Source organism: Roseovarius sp. (assembly GCF_040219995.1).
Classification (GTDB): domain Bacteria; phylum Pseudomonadota; class Alphaproteobacteria; order Rhodobacterales; family Rhodobacteraceae; genus Roseovarius.
This window is the reverse complement of record NZ_JAVJUC010000041.1, coordinates 136,468-151,347: the sequence shown is the minus strand read 5'-3', so window position 1 is coordinate 151,347 and position 14,880 is coordinate 136,468. Positions and strand designations below refer to the sequence as shown.

The 14,880-nt window shown below is 63.6% G+C and carries 18 protein-coding genes; 9 read left to right on the top strand and 9 right to left on the bottom strand.

From position 1 onward, the window contains the following. Positions 1–58: 58 nt before the first annotated feature. Positions 59–1,858 carry a translation elongation factor 4 gene (lepA, locus tag RID11_RS17260; RefSeq protein WP_350141361.1) on the top strand — a complete coding sequence of 600 codons (1,800 nt, stop codon included), beginning with the start codon at positions 59–61 and terminating at the stop codon, positions 1,856–1,858. Positions 1,859–1,876: 18 nt separating this feature from the next. Here lepA and RID11_RS17255 read toward each other — a convergent pair whose 3' ends face one another. Beyond that, on the bottom strand, positions 1,877–2,461 hold the full coding sequence (locus RID11_RS17255; RefSeq protein WP_502949363.1) for an REP-associated tyrosine transposase: 585 nt from the start codon (positions 2,459–2,461) through the stop codon (positions 1,877–1,879). 196 nt (positions 2,462–2,657) lie between these two features. On the opposite strand from RID11_RS17255, the gene RID11_RS17250 reads away from it, so the two are divergent. After that, positions 2,658–3,176: an alkylphosphonate utilization protein gene (locus RID11_RS17250; RefSeq protein WP_350141356.1), complete on the top strand. Its 519-nt coding sequence runs from the start codon at positions 2,658–2,660 to the stop codon at positions 3,174–3,176. Positions 3,177–3,240: 64 nt separating this feature from the next. Beyond that, a complete protein-coding gene (locus RID11_RS17245) occupies positions 3,241–3,486 on the top strand; it encodes a hypothetical protein (RefSeq protein ID WP_350141354.1) in 246 nt (81 codons plus the stop codon). A gap of 7 nt (positions 3,487–3,493) precedes the next feature. Here RID11_RS17245 and RID11_RS17240 read toward each other — a convergent pair whose 3' ends face one another. The 3 genes from RID11_RS17240 to RID11_RS17230 all read right to left on the bottom strand — a co-directional run bounded on the left by RID11_RS17240 (position 3,494) and on the right by RID11_RS17230 (position 6,273). Further along, positions 3,494–3,613 (bottom strand): entericidin A/B family lipoprotein, encoded by a 120-nt coding sequence (locus RID11_RS17240; RefSeq protein ID WP_350141351.1) that lies wholly within the window; start codon positions 3,611–3,613, stop codon positions 3,494–3,496. Positions 3,614–3,739: 126 nt separating this feature from the next. Next, a complete protein-coding gene (adh, locus tag RID11_RS17235; RefSeq protein WP_350141348.1) occupies positions 3,740–5,260 on the bottom strand; it encodes an aldehyde dehydrogenase in 1,521 nt (506 codons plus the stop codon). A 107-nt stretch (positions 5,261–5,367) separates the two neighbouring features. Next, positions 5,368–6,273, bottom strand: coding sequence for a GAF domain-containing protein (locus tag RID11_RS17230; protein WP_502949365.1), 906 nt, complete (start codon positions 6,271–6,273; stop codon positions 5,368–5,370). Positions 6,274–6,494: 221 nt separating this feature from the next. On the opposite strand from RID11_RS17230, the gene RID11_RS17225 reads away from it, so the two are divergent. Continuing rightward, positions 6,495–6,680 (top strand): CTP synthetase, encoded by a 186-nt coding sequence (locus RID11_RS17225; protein ID WP_350141345.1) that lies wholly within the window; start codon positions 6,495–6,497, stop codon positions 6,678–6,680. Positions 6,681–6,689: 9 nt separating this feature from the next. On the opposite strand, the gene RID11_RS17220 is transcribed toward RID11_RS17225, so the two are convergent. Beyond that, positions 6,690–7,448 (bottom strand): alpha/beta fold hydrolase, encoded by a 759-nt coding sequence (locus RID11_RS17220; protein ID WP_350141342.1) that lies wholly within the window; start codon positions 7,446–7,448, stop codon positions 6,690–6,692. A gap of 90 nt (positions 7,449–7,538) precedes the next feature. Here RID11_RS17220 and RID11_RS17215 point away from each other — a divergent pair, with 90 nt between their 5' ends. After that, the gene (locus RID11_RS17215) at positions 7,539–7,913 is read left to right on the top strand and encodes a hypothetical protein (protein ID WP_350141339.1); all 375 of its coding nucleotides are present in this window, start codon (positions 7,539–7,541) and stop codon (positions 7,911–7,913) included. A gap of 82 nt (positions 7,914–7,995) precedes the next feature. Here the strand turns inward: RID11_RS17215 and glyA are convergent, their stop codons facing one another. Beyond that, positions 7,996–9,303, bottom strand: coding sequence for a serine hydroxymethyltransferase (gene glyA, locus RID11_RS17210; RefSeq protein WP_350141336.1), 1,308 nt, complete (start codon positions 9,301–9,303; stop codon positions 7,996–7,998). Between the two features lie 170 nt (positions 9,304–9,473). On the opposite strand from glyA, the gene RID11_RS17205 reads away from it, so the two are divergent. Further along, a complete protein-coding gene (locus tag RID11_RS17205) occupies positions 9,474–10,235 on the top strand; it encodes an NAD kinase (protein ID WP_350141333.1) in 762 nt (253 codons plus the stop codon). A 30-nt stretch (positions 10,236–10,265) separates the two neighbouring features. Here the strand turns inward: RID11_RS17205 and RID11_RS17200 are convergent, their stop codons facing one another. Together RID11_RS17200 and RID11_RS17195 are read right to left on the bottom strand one after the other, a co-directional pair. Continuing rightward, positions 10,266–10,433: a hypothetical protein gene (locus RID11_RS17200; RefSeq protein WP_350141330.1), complete on the bottom strand. Its 168-nt coding sequence runs from the start codon at positions 10,431–10,433 to the stop codon at positions 10,266–10,268. A gap of 24 nt (positions 10,434–10,457) precedes the next feature. After that, on the bottom strand, positions 10,458–10,814 hold the full coding sequence (locus tag RID11_RS17195) for a CIA30 family protein (RefSeq protein WP_350141327.1): 357 nt from the start codon (positions 10,812–10,814) through the stop codon (positions 10,458–10,460). Between the two features lie 161 nt (positions 10,815–10,975). On the opposite strand from RID11_RS17195, the gene RID11_RS17190 reads away from it, so the two are divergent. The 3 genes from RID11_RS17190 to RID11_RS17180 all read left to right on the top strand — a co-directional run bounded on the left by RID11_RS17190 (position 10,976) and on the right by RID11_RS17180 (position 12,759). Beyond that, positions 10,976–11,143, top strand: coding sequence for a hypothetical protein (locus tag RID11_RS17190; protein WP_350141324.1), 168 nt, complete (start codon positions 10,976–10,978; stop codon positions 11,141–11,143). Positions 11,144–11,328: 185 nt separating this feature from the next. Beyond that, positions 11,329–12,006, top strand: coding sequence for a DUF4396 domain-containing protein (locus RID11_RS17185; protein WP_350141321.1), 678 nt, complete (start codon positions 11,329–11,331; stop codon positions 12,004–12,006). A gap of 45 nt (positions 12,007–12,051) precedes the next feature. Next, the gene (locus tag RID11_RS17180) at positions 12,052–12,759 is read left to right on the top strand and encodes a type 1 glutamine amidotransferase domain-containing protein (RefSeq protein WP_350141318.1); all 708 of its coding nucleotides are present in this window, start codon (positions 12,052–12,054) and stop codon (positions 12,757–12,759) included. A gap of 39 nt (positions 12,760–12,798) precedes the next feature. Here the strand turns inward: RID11_RS17180 and prpE are convergent, their stop codons facing one another. Beyond that, the gene (prpE, locus tag RID11_RS17175; RefSeq protein WP_350141315.1) at positions 12,799–14,688 is read right to left on the bottom strand and encodes a propionate-CoA ligase PrpE; all 1,890 of its coding nucleotides are present in this window, start codon (positions 14,686–14,688) and stop codon (positions 12,799–12,801) included. Positions 14,689–14,880 lie beyond the last annotated feature (192 nt).

The window sequence follows — 14,880 nt, the reverse complement described above, 5'->3', positions numbered from 1 at the left end:
GCCGCATTCCCGCAATCCACCTTGACCACCCCCCCATTCCCATACATATGCGAGAGCCATGACACCGCTCTCGCACATCCGCAATTTCTCCATCGTGGCGCATATCGACCACGGTAAATCCACCCTTGCCGACCGGCTGATCCAGATGACGGACACGGTCGCCGAACGGGACATGAAAGAGCAGTTGCTTGACTCCATGGATATCGAGCGCGAGCGCGGCATCACCATCAAGGCCAACACCGTCCGCATCGACTATACCTCCGACGATGGCCAGCAATACGTGCTCAACCTGATCGACACGCCGGGCCATGTGGATTTCTCCTACGAGGTCAGCCGCTCGATGCGCGCGGTCGAGGGCTCGCTCCTGGTGGTGGACAGCACGCAGGGTGTCGAGGCGCAGACGCTGGCCAATGTCTACCAGGCCATCGACGCGGGTCACGAGCTTGTACCGGTGCTCAACAAGATCGACCTGCCCGCCTCGGATCTCGACCGGGTGGCGGAGCAGATCGAAGAGGTGATCGGCATCGATGCCTCGGGCGCGATCCCGGTCTCGGCCAAGACCGGCCAGGGCATCCGCGAGGTGCTGGAGGCGATCATCGCCCACCTGCCGCCGCCCGCAGGCGACCGCGATGCCCCCCTCAAGGCGATGCTGGTGGACAGCAAATACGACCTCTATCTCGGGGTCGTGGTGCTGGTGCGGATCATGGACGGGGTGATGAAAAAGGGCGACCGCATCCGCATGATGCAGACCGGCGCCACCTACAATGTCGAGCGGATCGGCGTGTTCCGCCCCGCGATGACCGTGGTCGACGAGCTTGGCCCGGGCGAGATCGGATTCATCACCGCCTCGATCAAGCAGGTCCGCGACACAAGGGTGGGCGACACGATCACCCATATCAAGCGCCCCTGCGACAAGGCCCTGCCCGGCTTCAAGCCCTCGGTGCCGGTGGTGTTCTGCGGCCTCTTCCCGGTCGATTCCGCGCAATTCGAAGACCTGCGCGACGCGATCGAGAAACTGGCATTGAACGACGCCTCCTTCAGCTACGAGATGGAAAGCTCCGCCGCGCTCGGCTTCGGCTTTCGCTGCGGCTTTCTGGGGCTCCTGCATCTCGAGGTGATCCGCGACAGGGTCGAGCGGGAATACGATATCGAACTGATCACCACCGCACCCTCGGTGGTCTATCACCTCTTCATGAAGGATGGCGAGCAGCGCGAGCTGCACAACCCCGCCGACATGCCCGACCCCAGCCATGTCGATCACATCGAGGAGCCGCGCATCAAGGCGACAATCCTCGTGCCCGACGAGTATCTCGGCGACGTGCTCAAGCTCTGCCAGGACCGGCGCGGCATCCAGCTTGATATGACCTATGCCGGGGCCCGCGCGATGGTGGTCTACGACCTGCCGCTCAACGAGGTGGTGTTCGACTTCTACGACCGGCTGAAATCGGTGACCAAGGGCTATGCCTCCTTCGACTACCAGCTGGAAGGCTACCGCGAGGACAATCTCGTGAAGATGTCCATCCTCGTCAATGACGAGTCGGTCGACGCGCTGTCGATGATGGTCCACCGCGACCGCGCCGAACAGCGCGGCCGGGCGATGTGCGAGAAACTCAAGGACCTGATCCCCCGCCACATGTTCAAGATCCCCATTCAGGCGGCCATCGGCGGCAAGGTCATCGCCCGCGAAACCCTCTCGGCGCTGCGCAAGGACGTGACGGCGAAATGCTATGGCGGCGATGCGACCCGGAAAAAGAAGCTGCTGGAGAAGCAAAAGGCCGGCAAGAAGAAGATGCGCCAGTTCGGGCGGGTGGAAATCCCTCAGGAAGCGTTCATCTCGGCGTTGAAGATGGATGATTGAGGGTTGGGATGCGCAAGGTCAAACGCCCGCGCGCCTGTCTGACGGCATCAGCACATCCATCCCGCCGCGATCGCGCGCATCGCGATGCACCGAGGAATAGAGCCAATCCTGTGGTGCCGCGACCAGCCCGTGCTTCACCGGATTGAGCCAGCAATAGCGCACATGCCTCCAGAAATCCGCCTCGTCGCGCAGATGATGTTCCCAGAACCGGCGCTGCCAGATACCGGCATCGCCCTTGCGCAGCTTGCTTGGCGATCGCCTTAGGGTAGAATTCCATCCCACCCCGTGCCCTGACCGTTGGGCCATGGTGGGGTTGAACCCCACCCTACACTCGTCGCGCAAACTCCGGGTAAAGCGTGACTTGATGGCACCCCAGCGGGTCGAGAAATCCGCATCCCCCGGCGGCAATGTCCAGACCGCGTGCAGATGGTCCGGCAGGACCACCCAGGCGTCGATGGCAAAGGGCCGCTCAGCCTGTGTCATCCGTACCGCCGTGCGCAATCGCACGACCTCCTCCACCAGAAGGCTTCCGCCACGCTGCGCGAGGGCCACGGAAAAGAAGACACATGCGCCAGGCACCTTGGGTCTGCGATACATCGACATGCCAGGATCATATCGGAGCACATGTTAAGAAGGACTGAACGACATCTCGAAGACGGAGGCGTAGGGTGGGATTCCATCCCACCCATTGCAACAATGCAAGATATCAACCCGACGCCACCCATGCGACACCCCTTCCCCCGCCACCGCATTGCGCCTATAGCCAGGCCAAACGCCCCATATCCCGGACCCCTTTCCCATGACCTGTGCGCTTTGCTCTGCCGATGCTCCGCTGACCGACACCCCCGTGACCGGCGGCCCGGACGGGGCGAGTGCCGCGCTCTGCGGCACCTGTACCGACCAGATCACCGGACAAAGCCCGCTCGACCCCGATCACTGGCGCTGTCTGGCCGCCGCGATGTGGTCCGAAGACCCAGCCACGCAGGTCCTCGCCGCGCGCATGCTGACCCGCCTTTCGGAGCACGACTGGGCGCGCGATCTCTCCGCGCAACTCTGGCTCGATGACGAGACCCGCACCTGGGTCGAGAACATCGCCCGCGACACCGGCCATCGCGACAGCAACGGCGTGCCGCTGATGCAGGGCGACACCGTGGTGCTGATCAAGGACCTTCCCGTGAAGGGTGCCAGTTTCACCGCCAAGCGCGGCACGGCGGTGCGCGGCATCTCGCTGGTGCCCGATAATCCGGCCCATATCGAAGGCCGCGTCGAGGGCCAGCGCATCGTGATCCTGACGGAGTTCGTCAAGAAGCGCATCTAGCGCCCCCCTTGACACGGCCCCTCCCCGGTCCCCACCTTTAGGGGACAGCGAAAGGAGGACCATCATGGACCGTCTGAGCCTGTATCTCACCCTCGCCACCGGGCCCGTCACCGTCGGCGGGCTTCTCATCGCAGTCATGGCACTTGGCTACTACAACTGGCCCGCCATCGGCGGGGCCGCCGCCGTGGGCGCGCTCGCCGCCTGGCCGCTGGCCTATCTGATCTCGCGCCGGGTCAAGCGCAAGGACCCGAATTTCGATCACACCCGTGAGGGCGGCCTGATCCCAGATCCGTCGAAACCCGAGGTCTGAGACCGGCTTAATCTGCGGCCTGTTCCACCGCGCGACCCGCCTTTTGCAGGTCGCGCCCGGCCCCCTGCACCGTCTCGCAACCCGCCAGCCCCATGCAGGCCACAAGGCCCATCATCGCCCATTTCATCTTGCGTTTCTCCTGTTCGTCCTGTGGTGTTTATAGCCCGCAGAACGAGCGTGCACACCCCCTTCGACGCAGACGAAAAAAGGCCGCCGGATGCCTCCGGCGGCCTGCACTCGTTACCCGGACAACTCAGAAAAAGCCAAGCTTGTTGGGATTGTAGCTGACCAGCATGTTCTTGGTCTGCTGATAGTGGTCGAGCATCATCTTGTGGTTCTCACGCCCGACGCCCGATTGCTTGTAGCCGCCAAAGGCCGCATGCGCCGGATAGGCGTGATAGTTGTTGACCCAGACACGCCCCGCCTCGATTGCGCGGCCAAAGCGGTAGGCGCGGCTGCCGTCGCGGGTCCAGACCCCGGCACCAAGCCCGTACATCGTATCATTGGCGATGGCCAATGCCTCGGCCTCATCCTTGAAGGTGGTGACACTGACCACGGGGCCAAAGATTTCTTCCTGAAACACCCGCATCTTGTTGTGCCCCTTCAGGATCGTGGGCTGCACGTAATAGCCCCCCGAGAGGTCGCCATCAAAACGCGCAGCCTCCCCGCCGACCAGCACCTCGGCCCCCTCTTCGACACCGATGGTCAGATAGGACATGATCTTGTCCTGCTGTTCGGCGCTTGCCTGCGCACCCACCATCGTCTCGGGGTCGCGCGGATCGCCCTGTTTGATCGCCATCACGCGGGCGATGCAGCGGGTGATGAACTCCTCGTAGATATCCTCTTGGATGAGTGCGCGGCTCGGGCAGGTGCAGACTTCGCCTTGGTTGAAGGCGAAAAGCACGAAGCCCTCGACCGCCTTGTCAAGGAATGCGTCGTCCTGCGCCATCACGTCGGAAAAGAAGATGTTGGGCGACTTGCCCCCCAGTTCCAGCGTGACGGGAATGAGGTTCTCGGTCGCGGCCTGCATGATCTTGCGCCCCGTCTCGGTCGAGCCGGTAAAGGCAATCTTGGCGATACGCGGCGATCTCGCCAGCGGCGCCCCCACCTCGGCCCCCAGACCGTTGACGATGTTCAGCACGCCGGGCGGCAGCAGGTCGTCGATCAGTTCGGCCAGCACCATGATCGCGGCAGGCGTCTGTTCCGCCGGTTTTAGCACGATGCAATTGCCCGCCGCCAGCGCCGGCGCGAGCTTCCACGCCGCCATCAGGATCGAGAAGTTCCACGGGATGATCTGCCCCACGACGCCAAGCGGCTCGTGGAAATGGTAGGCGACCGTATCATGGTCGATCTCGGACATGCTGCCTTCCTGACCGCGCAGCACGCCCGCGAAATAGCGGAAATGATCGACCGCCAGCGGAATATCGGCGGCCATCGTCTCGCGGATGGGCTTGCCGTTGTCCCATGTCTCGGCCAGCGCGATAAGCTCCAGATTGGCCTCCATCACATCGGCGACCTTCAGCAGGATGTTCGACCGCTCAGCGGCGGATGTCCGTCCCCAGGCCTCTTTCGCGGCGTGGGCGGCATCAAGCGCCAGCTCCACATCCGCCGCGTCCGAGCGGGCCACCTTGCACACCACCGCACCGGTGATCGGGGTGACGTTCTCGAAATAGCGCCCGTTCACGGGGGGCACGAATGCGCCGCCGATGAAATTGTCGTAATGGGATTTGAAGGGCGCGCCCTGCTGGCCCGCCACCTGTGTCATCTCGTTCATTGGTTTCCTCCGGTTGTCCCCGGTCCTCCGCCGGGGAATGAGGCCACCCTGCGCACCCCTGCACCCCGCGTCACCCCATGCGCTGGGGGCGGGCGGGCGAACCTGTCTCAATCCTGAGACAGGTCGCCAGTGCTTTCGTTGACACCCAGCCGTTTCATCCGCCGATAGAGCGTCGCGCGTCCGATCCCGAGCGCGCGCGCGGCCTCCGAGACATTACCCCCGGCCCGCGCCAGCGCCCGAATCACTGCCGCGCGCTCGGCCTTCTCAAAGCCGCGCGGCCCGTCCTCACGACCGAAAATGTCGCCTGCGGGCACCGGGCGGATCGCCGCCGCCTGCCCCAGACCGAATGCCTTGCGCGCCGCGCGCGTGGCCCCAACGACGATATCGTCGCCATCGACGGCCAGCAGCATCGCCGCCTCGCTGTCGTCATGGTCGGCATAGAGGATGCGGGCGCGCGGATAGGCGGCGCGGAAATTGTCGGCCTCGATCTGCCGCGCGGTCTGCGCCACCATTGCGCCGATCAGCCGGTTGAACGCCTCGGTCTGATCCGACCGCGCCGAGGACACGTCAAGCGCCGCCATGATCCGCCCGTCCGCCCCGTAGATCGGCGCGTCCATGCAGCTCATCGCGGTGTTGCGCGCCAGGAAATGCTCGTCGCGATGGATGATGACGCGGCGATCCTCGGCAATGCAGGTGCCGATCCCGTTGGTGCCCTCGGCGGCCTCGGACCAGTCGGCCCCCTGCCACAGCCCCCAATCCTCGAAGATCGACGCATCTCCCTCGGCACAGCGCTGATCCAGCACCACCCCCTCGGCATCGGTCAGCAGCACCGCACAGCCAGAATGCCCCAGCAACCCGAAGAGTTGATCCAGCTTCGGCGCGGCCACTTGCAGGAACTGCTCCAGCCCGGCCTGCCGCTGCCGCAACTCGGCCGCCTCTACCCGCTCGGGCGCGCGCCGCTCTGCGGGGTCCAGCCCGTGCTGCACCATCGAGCGCCGCCACGACGCCACCACCCGCGACCGCGCCGGGGCTGAGGCGGATTGCGACTGTTCGAGGACCTTGTCCACATGGCTGCGTTTATCGGTGATGGGGCCTCTCCCGCATGTCGCTATCCGAAAAGGATACCCCGCTCGACCCACGCCTGTAAATCCGGACAATCGTGACCCAGATCAAAGCGCGCACCCAAAACTGCGCCTAAAAATCGCCGCAACGATCCTCAGACCCGGAGACCCCCATGCTGCGCCTTGGCTTTATCCTGCATCTTTTCATCGGCTCCACACTCGCGGGGTCCGCCGTCATCGCGGCTCTCGTGATCGGACAGGACACGCTGATCCCGATCCTGATCGCCGCAGCACTCGGCTTCGTCGCGGCCTTTCCGGTGACTTACGTGGTGACGAAAATGCTCTACGAGGACGGCTGATCAGCGCATTCAGCCGTCCAGCCACACACGCACCGCCGCCTCGAATTCCCGCGGCTTCTCAGCATGCAGCCAATGCCCCGCGCCGGGGATTTTGGCGAACTGCGCCGCCGGGAACAGCGCCTTGATCCGGTCGCGATGCGCGTGCCCGACATAATCCGACTCCGCGCCGCTCAGGAACAGGGTGCGCCCGTCGTAAGCACCTGATATCTCGGGAAAGCTCAGGATTTTCGGCATCTCGCGCGCCAGCGTGTCGAGGTTCAGCAGCCAGCGTTTCTCGGTCACGTCGATTGCCTGCAAGAAGAATGGCACAAGCGCGGGGTTGTCCACCGTCTCGCGCAATTGCTCGGCGGCGTCAGAGCGCCGCTCGACCCGTGACAGGTCCACCGCTTTCATCGCCTCGATATACTGCATCTGGGTGTGCTCATAGGCAACAGGCGCAATATCTGCCACGATCAGGCTGTTTACCAGATCGGGCCGGCTCAGCGCCAGCACCATCGCCGCCTTTCCCCCCATCGAATGCCCCAGCACGTCGCAGGGCGCGCCGGTATCCTGGATCACCTCGGCCAGATCGGCGGCCATGTCCTCGTAAGACTGCGTGTCAAACCAGGGGCTTGCCCCGTGATTGCGTTGATCGACCGCGACCACATGCCGTTTGTCCGACAGGCGTTTCGCGATCACGCCCCAGTTCCGCCCCGAGCCATAAAGCCCGTGAACGATCACCAATCCCGGCCCGTCGGTCGGCGCGCCATGTTCGATCCGGTTCAACATCGCCCTTGAATATCGCCCCACCCGCTCAATGACCAGCCCCCTTGAGCGGCCAGCACCGGACCGCTACACTACTGTCAAAGGGGCGTCCAAGTGATTGATACAGAAGAGTTTCAGACAAAGGTAACACGGCTGCAAACCGCGCTGTCGGACAGGATGCGCCTGCGCGGCGCGACGCTTGAGCGGCAATTGCGCCGCGCCGGGCGGCGTCTGCCCCGCCGCCAGCGGCGCGCCGGTCAGATCATTCTTGGCGCGCAGGATTGGATGGCCCACCCCAAGCTCGCCCGGGTGCTGGACATGTCGGGCGTAAACAACGCCTTCACCGACATGCATCGCCATCTCGACACGCTTGACCCGGCCGAGGCGCGCAAGACTGCGATCCTGCGCCTCTTGGGGGGGATCGTGCTCAACCTGCTGGTTCTGGGCGGGTTGATCTATGCCCTCATCCGCTGGCAAGGCGCAGGGTAAGCAATAGACAAAACACCTGATCCGAAAAGAAAAACCCGCGCGACGGGCTGGTCGCGCGGGTCTGATCATAAGGCGTTACGCCTCAGAGGCTGGGGTAGAGCGGGAAGCGCGCGCAAAGTTCCGCGACCTCGGCCTTCACCTTGGACTCGACCGCCGCATTTCCCTCTTCGCCATTCGCGGCAAGGCCATCGACCACCTCGATGATCCAATCTGCGATCTGGCGGAACTCCGCCTCGCCGAAGCCGCGTGTCGTGCCCGCCGGAGACCCGAGGCGGATGCCGCTGGTGACAGTCGGTTTTTCCGGGTCGAACGGCACCCCGTTCTTGTTGCAGGTGATATGCGCCCGGCCCAGCGCCTTGTCGACGATATTGCCGGTGACGCCCTTGGGACGCAGATCGACCAGCACGACATGGGTGTCGGTGCCATGGGTGATGGTATCCAGCCCACCCTTGATCAACTGATCCGACAGTGCCTGCGCGTTCTTGACGACCTGTTGAATGTAGCTCTTGAATTCCGGTCGCAGCGCCTCGCCAAAGGCCACGGCCTTGGCCGCGATCACATGCATCAGCGGCCCGCCCTGAATACCCGGAAAGATCGCCGAGTTGAATTTCTTGGCCAGCGCCTCGTCATTCGTCAGGATCATGCCGCCACGCGGTCCGCGCAACGTCTTGTGCGTCGTCGTGGTCGCCACATGCGCGTGCGGGAACGGGCTGGGATGCTCGCCCGCCGCCACCAGACCGGCAAAATGCGCCATGTCCACATGCAGATACGCCCCAACGGAATCAGCGATTTCCCGCATCTTGGCAAAGTCGATCCGGCGCGGGATCGCCGAACCACCGGCGATGATCAGCTTGGGCTGATGCTCGGTGGCAAGTGCCTGCACCTGGTCATAGTCGATCAGGTTGTCCTCGCGGCGCACGCCGTACTGAATGGCGTTGAACCACTTGCCCGACTGGGTGGGGGCGGCACCGTGCGTCAGGTGCCCACCGGCATCGAGGCTCATGCCTAGAATGGTATCGCCCGGCTGCAACAGCGCGGTGAACACGCCCTGATTGGCTTGGCTGCCCGAATTGGGCTGCACGTTGGCAAAGCCGCAGCCGAACAGTTCGCAGGCGCGCTCGATGGCGAGATTCTCTGCGATATCGACATATTGACAGCCACCGTAATAGCGCCGCCCGGGGTATCCTTCGGCGTATTTGTTGGTCATCACGCTGCCCTGCGCCTCCATCACGGCGGCAGAGACGATGTTCTCGCTGGCAATCAGCTCGATCTCGTCGCGCTGACGACCCAGTTCCTGACGGATCGCGCCAAAGAGATCGGGATCGCGCGAGGCGAGAGATTCAGTGAAAAAGCCTTGATCCGCTACAGGCTGATTTCCGTCATGGGGCATTTGAACAACTCCGGCAGAGGGTGAATTTTCGATTTCCTAAAGGAAACTCGTCCGTTTTGAAAGAATGTAAAGCGACGAATTCAATTGCAGGACCGGCACGGCTGGTCTTGGCGCGGGAATTGTGGTTCGATCCGCGCCAGTGCATCGCCTTTGGGAAACAGGACTTTGGCATGAGCCGCAAGATCGCTTTTGTTGCCAGCGACATGCCCGTAGCGCAGACAGCCCGCGCGGCGCTTGTTGCGCGCTTTGGGCATGTCTCTGAGGAGGACGCGGATGTCATCGTGGCGCTTGGCGGTGACGGGTTCATGCTGCACACGCTGCACCGCACCCAAGGTCTCGACGCACCGGTTTACGGCATGAACCGCGGCACCGTTGGCTTTTTGATGAATGAATACAGCGAAACTGACCTGATCGAGCGGCTCTCGGCTGCAGAAGAAGAGGTCATCAACCCTCTGAGCATGAAGGCGGAATCCCCTGACGGCACGATACACGAGGCGCTGGCGATCAACGAGGTGTCCTTGTTGCGCGCAGGCCCGCAAGCGGCCAAGCTGCGGATCAGCATCGACGGTCGTCTGCGGCTGGAAGAGCTGGTCTGCGATGGTGCGCTCGTCGCCACACCCGCCGGATCTACGGCCTATAACAACAGCGCGCACGGTCCGATCCTGCCAATCGGTTCGGACGTGCTTGCCCTGACGGCGGTGGCGGCGTTTCGCCCGCGTCGCTGGCGCGGGGCGCTGTTGCCGAAAACAGCGCAGGTTCGTTTCGATGTGATCGACCCCGAAAAGCGTCCGGTCATGGCGGATGCCGACAGCCGATGGGTCGAAAATGTGCTTTGGGTGGAAATCCGATCAGAGACCCGTGTCGCACACCGAATTATGTTCGATCCAGGCCATGGTCTGGAGGAAAGGCTGCTGCGCGAGCAATTCACCTGACGTCTGCAGAGCCCCGCCGGAGCACATCGCTCAATAGACCCCGACCCATCGGAACGACAGATCTGCCTGATGATCGCGGCCATAGGCCACTGCCGCAAGGCTGGTGACGCTCGCGGGGTCCGGCGTATCCCGCAAGAGCGCCCCCGACGGCACGAAGGCGGTAAAGGGAACGCGGAGTTCCTGCCAGTCGGATGTCACCTCGAACCCGGCCTGATAATATTGCTAGGGCAGCACGGTGCCCCGCGTCCGCAGATGGACGAAATAGCGCCCGCCCGTCCCCCGGACCCGCAGCACAACACCCTGTGCATCCTCGGGAAATGCGGTGTCGAGATCGACGCGCGCCTGGATGAAGCCACCGCGATTTGCGGTGCTGACCGTGCCGGTCAGGCGCAGATAGCGCGTCTCGCCCGATCGTTCGATGCGGGCCTCGCCCTCGGACACGCCGCCCATCACCTGATCGGTGAAGAAGCGATACCCGTCAAGCGGCGGCGGTGCATAGCCGTCGGGATCATCGGCAAGGGACGGCGTGGACATGACAAGGACCAGACAGGCGGCACGGACAAACGGGTGAAGGCGCATGATACATCTCATGAGCTTCAAATAAACCGTCTGCCGGCGAAAAACAGGCCGTGTTATCGGATATCACCGCCGCGTTATTGCCTGTCTTGGTGCTCCGGGTCCAGCGTGATGTCATCTGCCGCGCGCAGGTCTGTCACGTCACATCAAACAGGAGCACGGTCATGCAGTTTGCGAATAGCCTCCGGTTGGTCCTTCTCGGAGGGCTGATCATCACGGGGATCGTTGTGTATCAGGATCGCGAGGCGCGCGTGCAGGGTGATCCGAACGCGTTGACCAGTCTGCGCCCCAGCCCCGTCACGGTAACGGTTTTGACCGAACAGAACTCCTGAAACGTGCAGCGCCATGCCCGGCTTGCCGGGTTCTCGGCCCCGCGCGGACATTCCGTGCGGGGTATTTCACAATAACCGAACCAGCTCGGCTGGCGGGTTGATCCAGTAACAGCCTGATCAGCGCATATTCGCTCCACGTCTGCCCCGGGGTTTAAAGACCTGCGTACCTTCTTACGTGGCGGGGGATGGCACAGAGCTACACAGCACTCGACACGATCCTGCAAAGCCCATGGTTTCTGGTGGCATGGGCCGCGCTGATGCTGCCCAGCCTCGCCCTCGTGATCCGGGATCTGAGAACGCGCAACGCGCATCTCATGCCCCTGATGAAATGGGTCTGGGCGCTCACGGTGGTCTATTCGGGGCCTCTGGGCCTCGCCGTCTACTGGTGGTCGGGCCGCAAGGAGATCGCCGCCGACGGCCAATGGCGCCGCGCCGCGCGCTCGGTGGCGCATTGCTATTCCGGCTGCGGGCTGGGCGAGATCGTGGGCCTTACGCTCGCGGTCGGAATCCTGGCCACGCCAACCACGGCGACCGCGCTCATCACCTTTGCCTTTGCCTACTCTGCGGGTTTCGCGCTCACCGTCGGCCCGCTGATGCAAGAGGGCACAGGCTTTGGTCAGGCCGCCCGCGATGCGATCTATTCGGAGACCCCGAGCATCGCCGTCATGGAGATCGTGGCGATTGGCGTGGACCTGACGCTTGCAGGCAGCGCGGGCCCAACCCAAGTGTTGTTCTGGTCCTCGATGATCGTGTCGCTGAGTTGCGGGCTGCTCGCCGCCTATCCGGTCAACCTCGTCCTGATCCGTCATGGCATCAAGGCGGGCATGATGGACCCGCGCAACACCGATCACGCCCATGGCTAGGCCCCGGGTGCTGCACTACCAACCGAACTGAAAAGGAGTGTTCATATGACACGTATACTGATGATCCTCACATCCTGCGACCGCATGGGAGAGGACGGTGCGCCGACCGGGTTCTTCTGGGAAGAGATGGCGGTGCCCTACTGGGCGTTCCGCGATGCTGGCTATGAGGTCGATCTGGCCAGCCCGCTTGGCGGTCGCCCCCCGGCAGACCCGTCCTCGGACGACGACCCGAGCGCCCGACCCGAGGCCGTGACGCGCTTCATGCAGGACACGCAGGCCATGAACGATCTGGACGACACCGCCGCCGTCACCAAGGTGGACGCGTCGCGTTATGACGCGGTGTTCCTGCCCGGCGGGCATGGCACCATGTGGGACCTGCGCCAGACTCCTGCCGTCGCCAAGGCGATCGCGGCTGTCTATGAACAGGGGGGCGTTGTCGGGGCCGTCTGCCACGGCCCGGCCGGTCTGATCGACGCCACGCTGAGCGACGGCACACCGCTGATCAAGGGGCGGCGCGTCAACGGCTTCACCAATTCCGAAGAACGTGCGGCGGGCCTCTCCGATGTCGTGCCCTACCTGCTCGAAGACGCCCTGCGCGCGCAAGGCGCTGAGTTCGAATGCGGGGTCGAGGATTTCTGCGGCTTTGCTGTGCGCGACGACCGGATCGTCACCGGGCAGAACCCAGATTCCTCTGCGGCAGTGGCCGAACACATGCTCTCCGCCTTGCGCGACATGGACCGCGCAGCGGCCTGATGACACGACGCGCGCCGGGCATTCCCGGCGCGCGTCCGCTTATTTCGCGAGGCCGATGCCCTGCAATGCCTCGCGGATCTCGTCCAGAATGGCCGGATCGTCGATCGTCGCAGGCATCTTGTAATCCTGGCTGTCGGCGATCTTGACCATGATCGCGCGCAGAATCTTGCCCGAGCGCGTCTTGGGCAGACGATCCACCACCACGGCCATCTTGAACGCAGCCACGGGCCCGATCTGATCGCGGATCAGCTTGACGCATTCGGCGGTGACCTCGGCATAGGGGCGGTTCACGCCCTTGGTCAGGCAGACAAAGCCAACCGGGGCCTGCCCCTTGAGCGTATCGCTGACCCCGATCACGGCGCATTCGGCCACATCCGGGTGGCTTGCCAGAACCTCTTCCATCGCGCCGGTGCTGAGGCGGTGACCGGCGACGTTGATCACGTCATCGGTGCGCGCCATGATCCACAGATATCCGTCTTCATCCTTCATCCCCGCATCGCCGGTCTCGTAATATCCGGGGAAGGTGTTGAGATAGGATTTGCGGTAGCGGTCTTCGGCGTTCCACAGGGTCGGCAGCGTGCCGGGAGGCAGCGGCAGCCTGACCGCGATGGCGCCGAGCGTTCCGGGCGGCACCTCGTGCCCGCCCTCATCGAGGATCTGCACGTCATAGCCCGGCATCGCCACGGTGGGTGAGCCGACCTTGACGGGCAGCGCCTCTATCCCGACCGGGTTACCGGCGATGGTCCAGCCGGTTTCGGTCTGCCACCAGTGGTCATAGACTGGCACGCCCATCTTTTCGGCGGCCCAGTTGATCGTATCGGGATCGGCGCGTTCCCCGGCCAGATAGAGCGCGCGCAGGCAGGAAATGTCGTAGTTTGCCAGTTCCTTCGCCTCAGGGTCATCGCGCTTGATCGCGCGCAGGGCCGTGGGGGCGGTGAAGAAACTCTTCACCTTATGCTCGGAAATCACCCGCCAGAAGGTACCTGCATCCGGCGTGCCAACAGGCTTGCCCTCGAAGACGATGGTGGTGTTGCCATGGATCAGCGGCGCGTAGCAGATATAGCTGTGGCCGACGACCCAACCCACGTCAGAGGCCGCCCAGAACACCTCGCCCGGATCGACATTGTAGATGTTCTTCATCGTCCAGTTGAGCGCCACCAGGTGCCCGCCGGTGGGGCGCACCACGCCCTTGGGCGCGCCGGTGGTGCCGGAGGTGTAGAGGATATAGGCCGGGTGGTTGCCCTCGACCGGCACACAGTCTGCAGGCTCGACCCCGTATTGGAAGGCGTGCCAGTCATAGTCGCGGCCGTCGATAAGCTTGGCCACCTCTTCCTCGCGCTGGAAGATGACGCAGAATTCAGGCTTGTGCGCGGCCTGCTCGATGGCACCGTCCAGCAGCGGTTTGTAATGCACCACGCGCCCCGGCTCGATCCCGCAGGAGGCCGCTATGATCGCCTTAGGCGCGCAATCGTCGATGCGCACCGCCAACTCGTGCGCGGCGAACCCGCCGAACACCACGGAATGCACCGCGCCGATCCGCGCGCAGGCCAGCATCGCCTCAAGCGCCTCGGGCACCATCGGCATGTAGATGATGACCCGGTCGCCCTTTTCCACGCCCTTGGCGCGCAGCGCGCCTGCCAAGCGCGCCACGCGGCTGCGCAGCTGCGCATAGCTGATCCGATGCTTGGTGCCGGTGACCGGGCTGTCGTGGATGATCGCCGCCTGCGCACCGTGCCCGGCCTCGACATGCCGGTCGACCGCGTTCCAGCAGGTATTCACCAGCCCGTCGCTGAACCATTCATAAATCGGGGCATTGTCGTCGAAGAGCGCCTTGGAGGGTTTCTGAACCCAGTCAATCTTGTCGGCCTCGCCCATCCAGAAGCCTTCGGGGTCCGCTATAGAGCGGTCATAAACCTCATTGTATCCCATCGTATCCTCCTCCGATCCGTTGCACATGTGTTACGGATCACCCTGCCGTCGGGCAAGCGTCATGGATGACCTCGGGACACAAGGCCGCAGAAATTTTGCAGAAATCTGGGTTTAGGGTCTGCAAATTTTTGCAAACCTCAAGATTTTATGCGCACAGCTCAAACGCTGAGACGGATTTGCAAATGTGCAAAT

Excerpts from the sequence above, each read along its gene's own strand:
- RID11_RS17250 (WP_350141356.1), top strand. The coding sequence starts at position 2,658 with ATGACCTGTGCGCTTTGCTCTGCCGATGCTCCGCTGACCGACACCCCC.
- RID11_RS17180 (WP_350141318.1), top strand. The coding sequence starts at position 12,052 with ATGACACGTATACTGATGATCCTCACATCCTGCGACCGCATGGGAGAG.
- lepA (WP_350141361.1), top strand. The coding sequence starts at position 59 with ATGACACCGCTCTCGCACATCCGCAATTTCTCCATCGTGGCGCATATC.
- RID11_RS17195 (WP_350141327.1), bottom strand. The coding sequence starts at position 10,814 with ATGCGCCTTCACCCGTTTGTCCGTGCCGCCTGTCTGGTCCTTGTCATG.
- RID11_RS17245 (WP_350141354.1), top strand. The coding sequence starts at position 3,241 with ATGGACCGTCTGAGCCTGTATCTCACCCTCGCCACCGGGCCCGTCACC.
- RID11_RS17240 (WP_350141351.1), bottom strand. The coding sequence starts at position 3,613 with ATGAAATGGGCGATGATGGGCCTTGTGGCCTGCATGGGGCTGGCGGGT.
- RID11_RS17205 (WP_350141333.1), top strand. The coding sequence starts at position 9,474 with ATGAGCCGCAAGATCGCTTTTGTTGCCAGCGACATGCCCGTAGCGCAG.
- RID11_RS17220 (WP_350141342.1), bottom strand. The coding sequence starts at position 7,448 with ATGTTGAACCGGATCGAACATGGCGCGCCGACCGACGGGCCGGGATTG.
- glyA (WP_350141336.1), bottom strand. The coding sequence starts at position 9,303 with ATGCCCCATGACGGAAATCAGCCTGTAGCGGATCAAGGCTTTTTCACT.
- RID11_RS17190 (WP_350141324.1), top strand. The coding sequence starts at position 10,976 with ATGCAGTTTGCGAATAGCCTCCGGTTGGTCCTTCTCGGAGGGCTGATC.
- RID11_RS17225 (WP_350141345.1), top strand. The coding sequence starts at position 6,495 with ATGCTGCGCCTTGGCTTTATCCTGCATCTTTTCATCGGCTCCACACTC.
- prpE (WP_350141315.1), bottom strand. The coding sequence starts at position 14,688 with ATGGGATACAATGAGGTTTATGACCGCTCTATAGCGGACCCCGAAGGC.
- adh (WP_350141348.1), bottom strand. The coding sequence starts at position 5,260 with ATGAACGAGATGACACAGGTGGCGGGCCAGCAGGGCGCGCCCTTCAAA.
- RID11_RS17185 (WP_350141321.1), top strand. The coding sequence starts at position 11,329 with ATGGCACAGAGCTACACAGCACTCGACACGATCCTGCAAAGCCCATGG.
- RID11_RS17255 (WP_502949363.1), bottom strand. The coding sequence starts at position 2,461 with ATGTCGATGTATCGCAGACCCAAGGTGCCTGGCGCATGTGTCTTCTTT.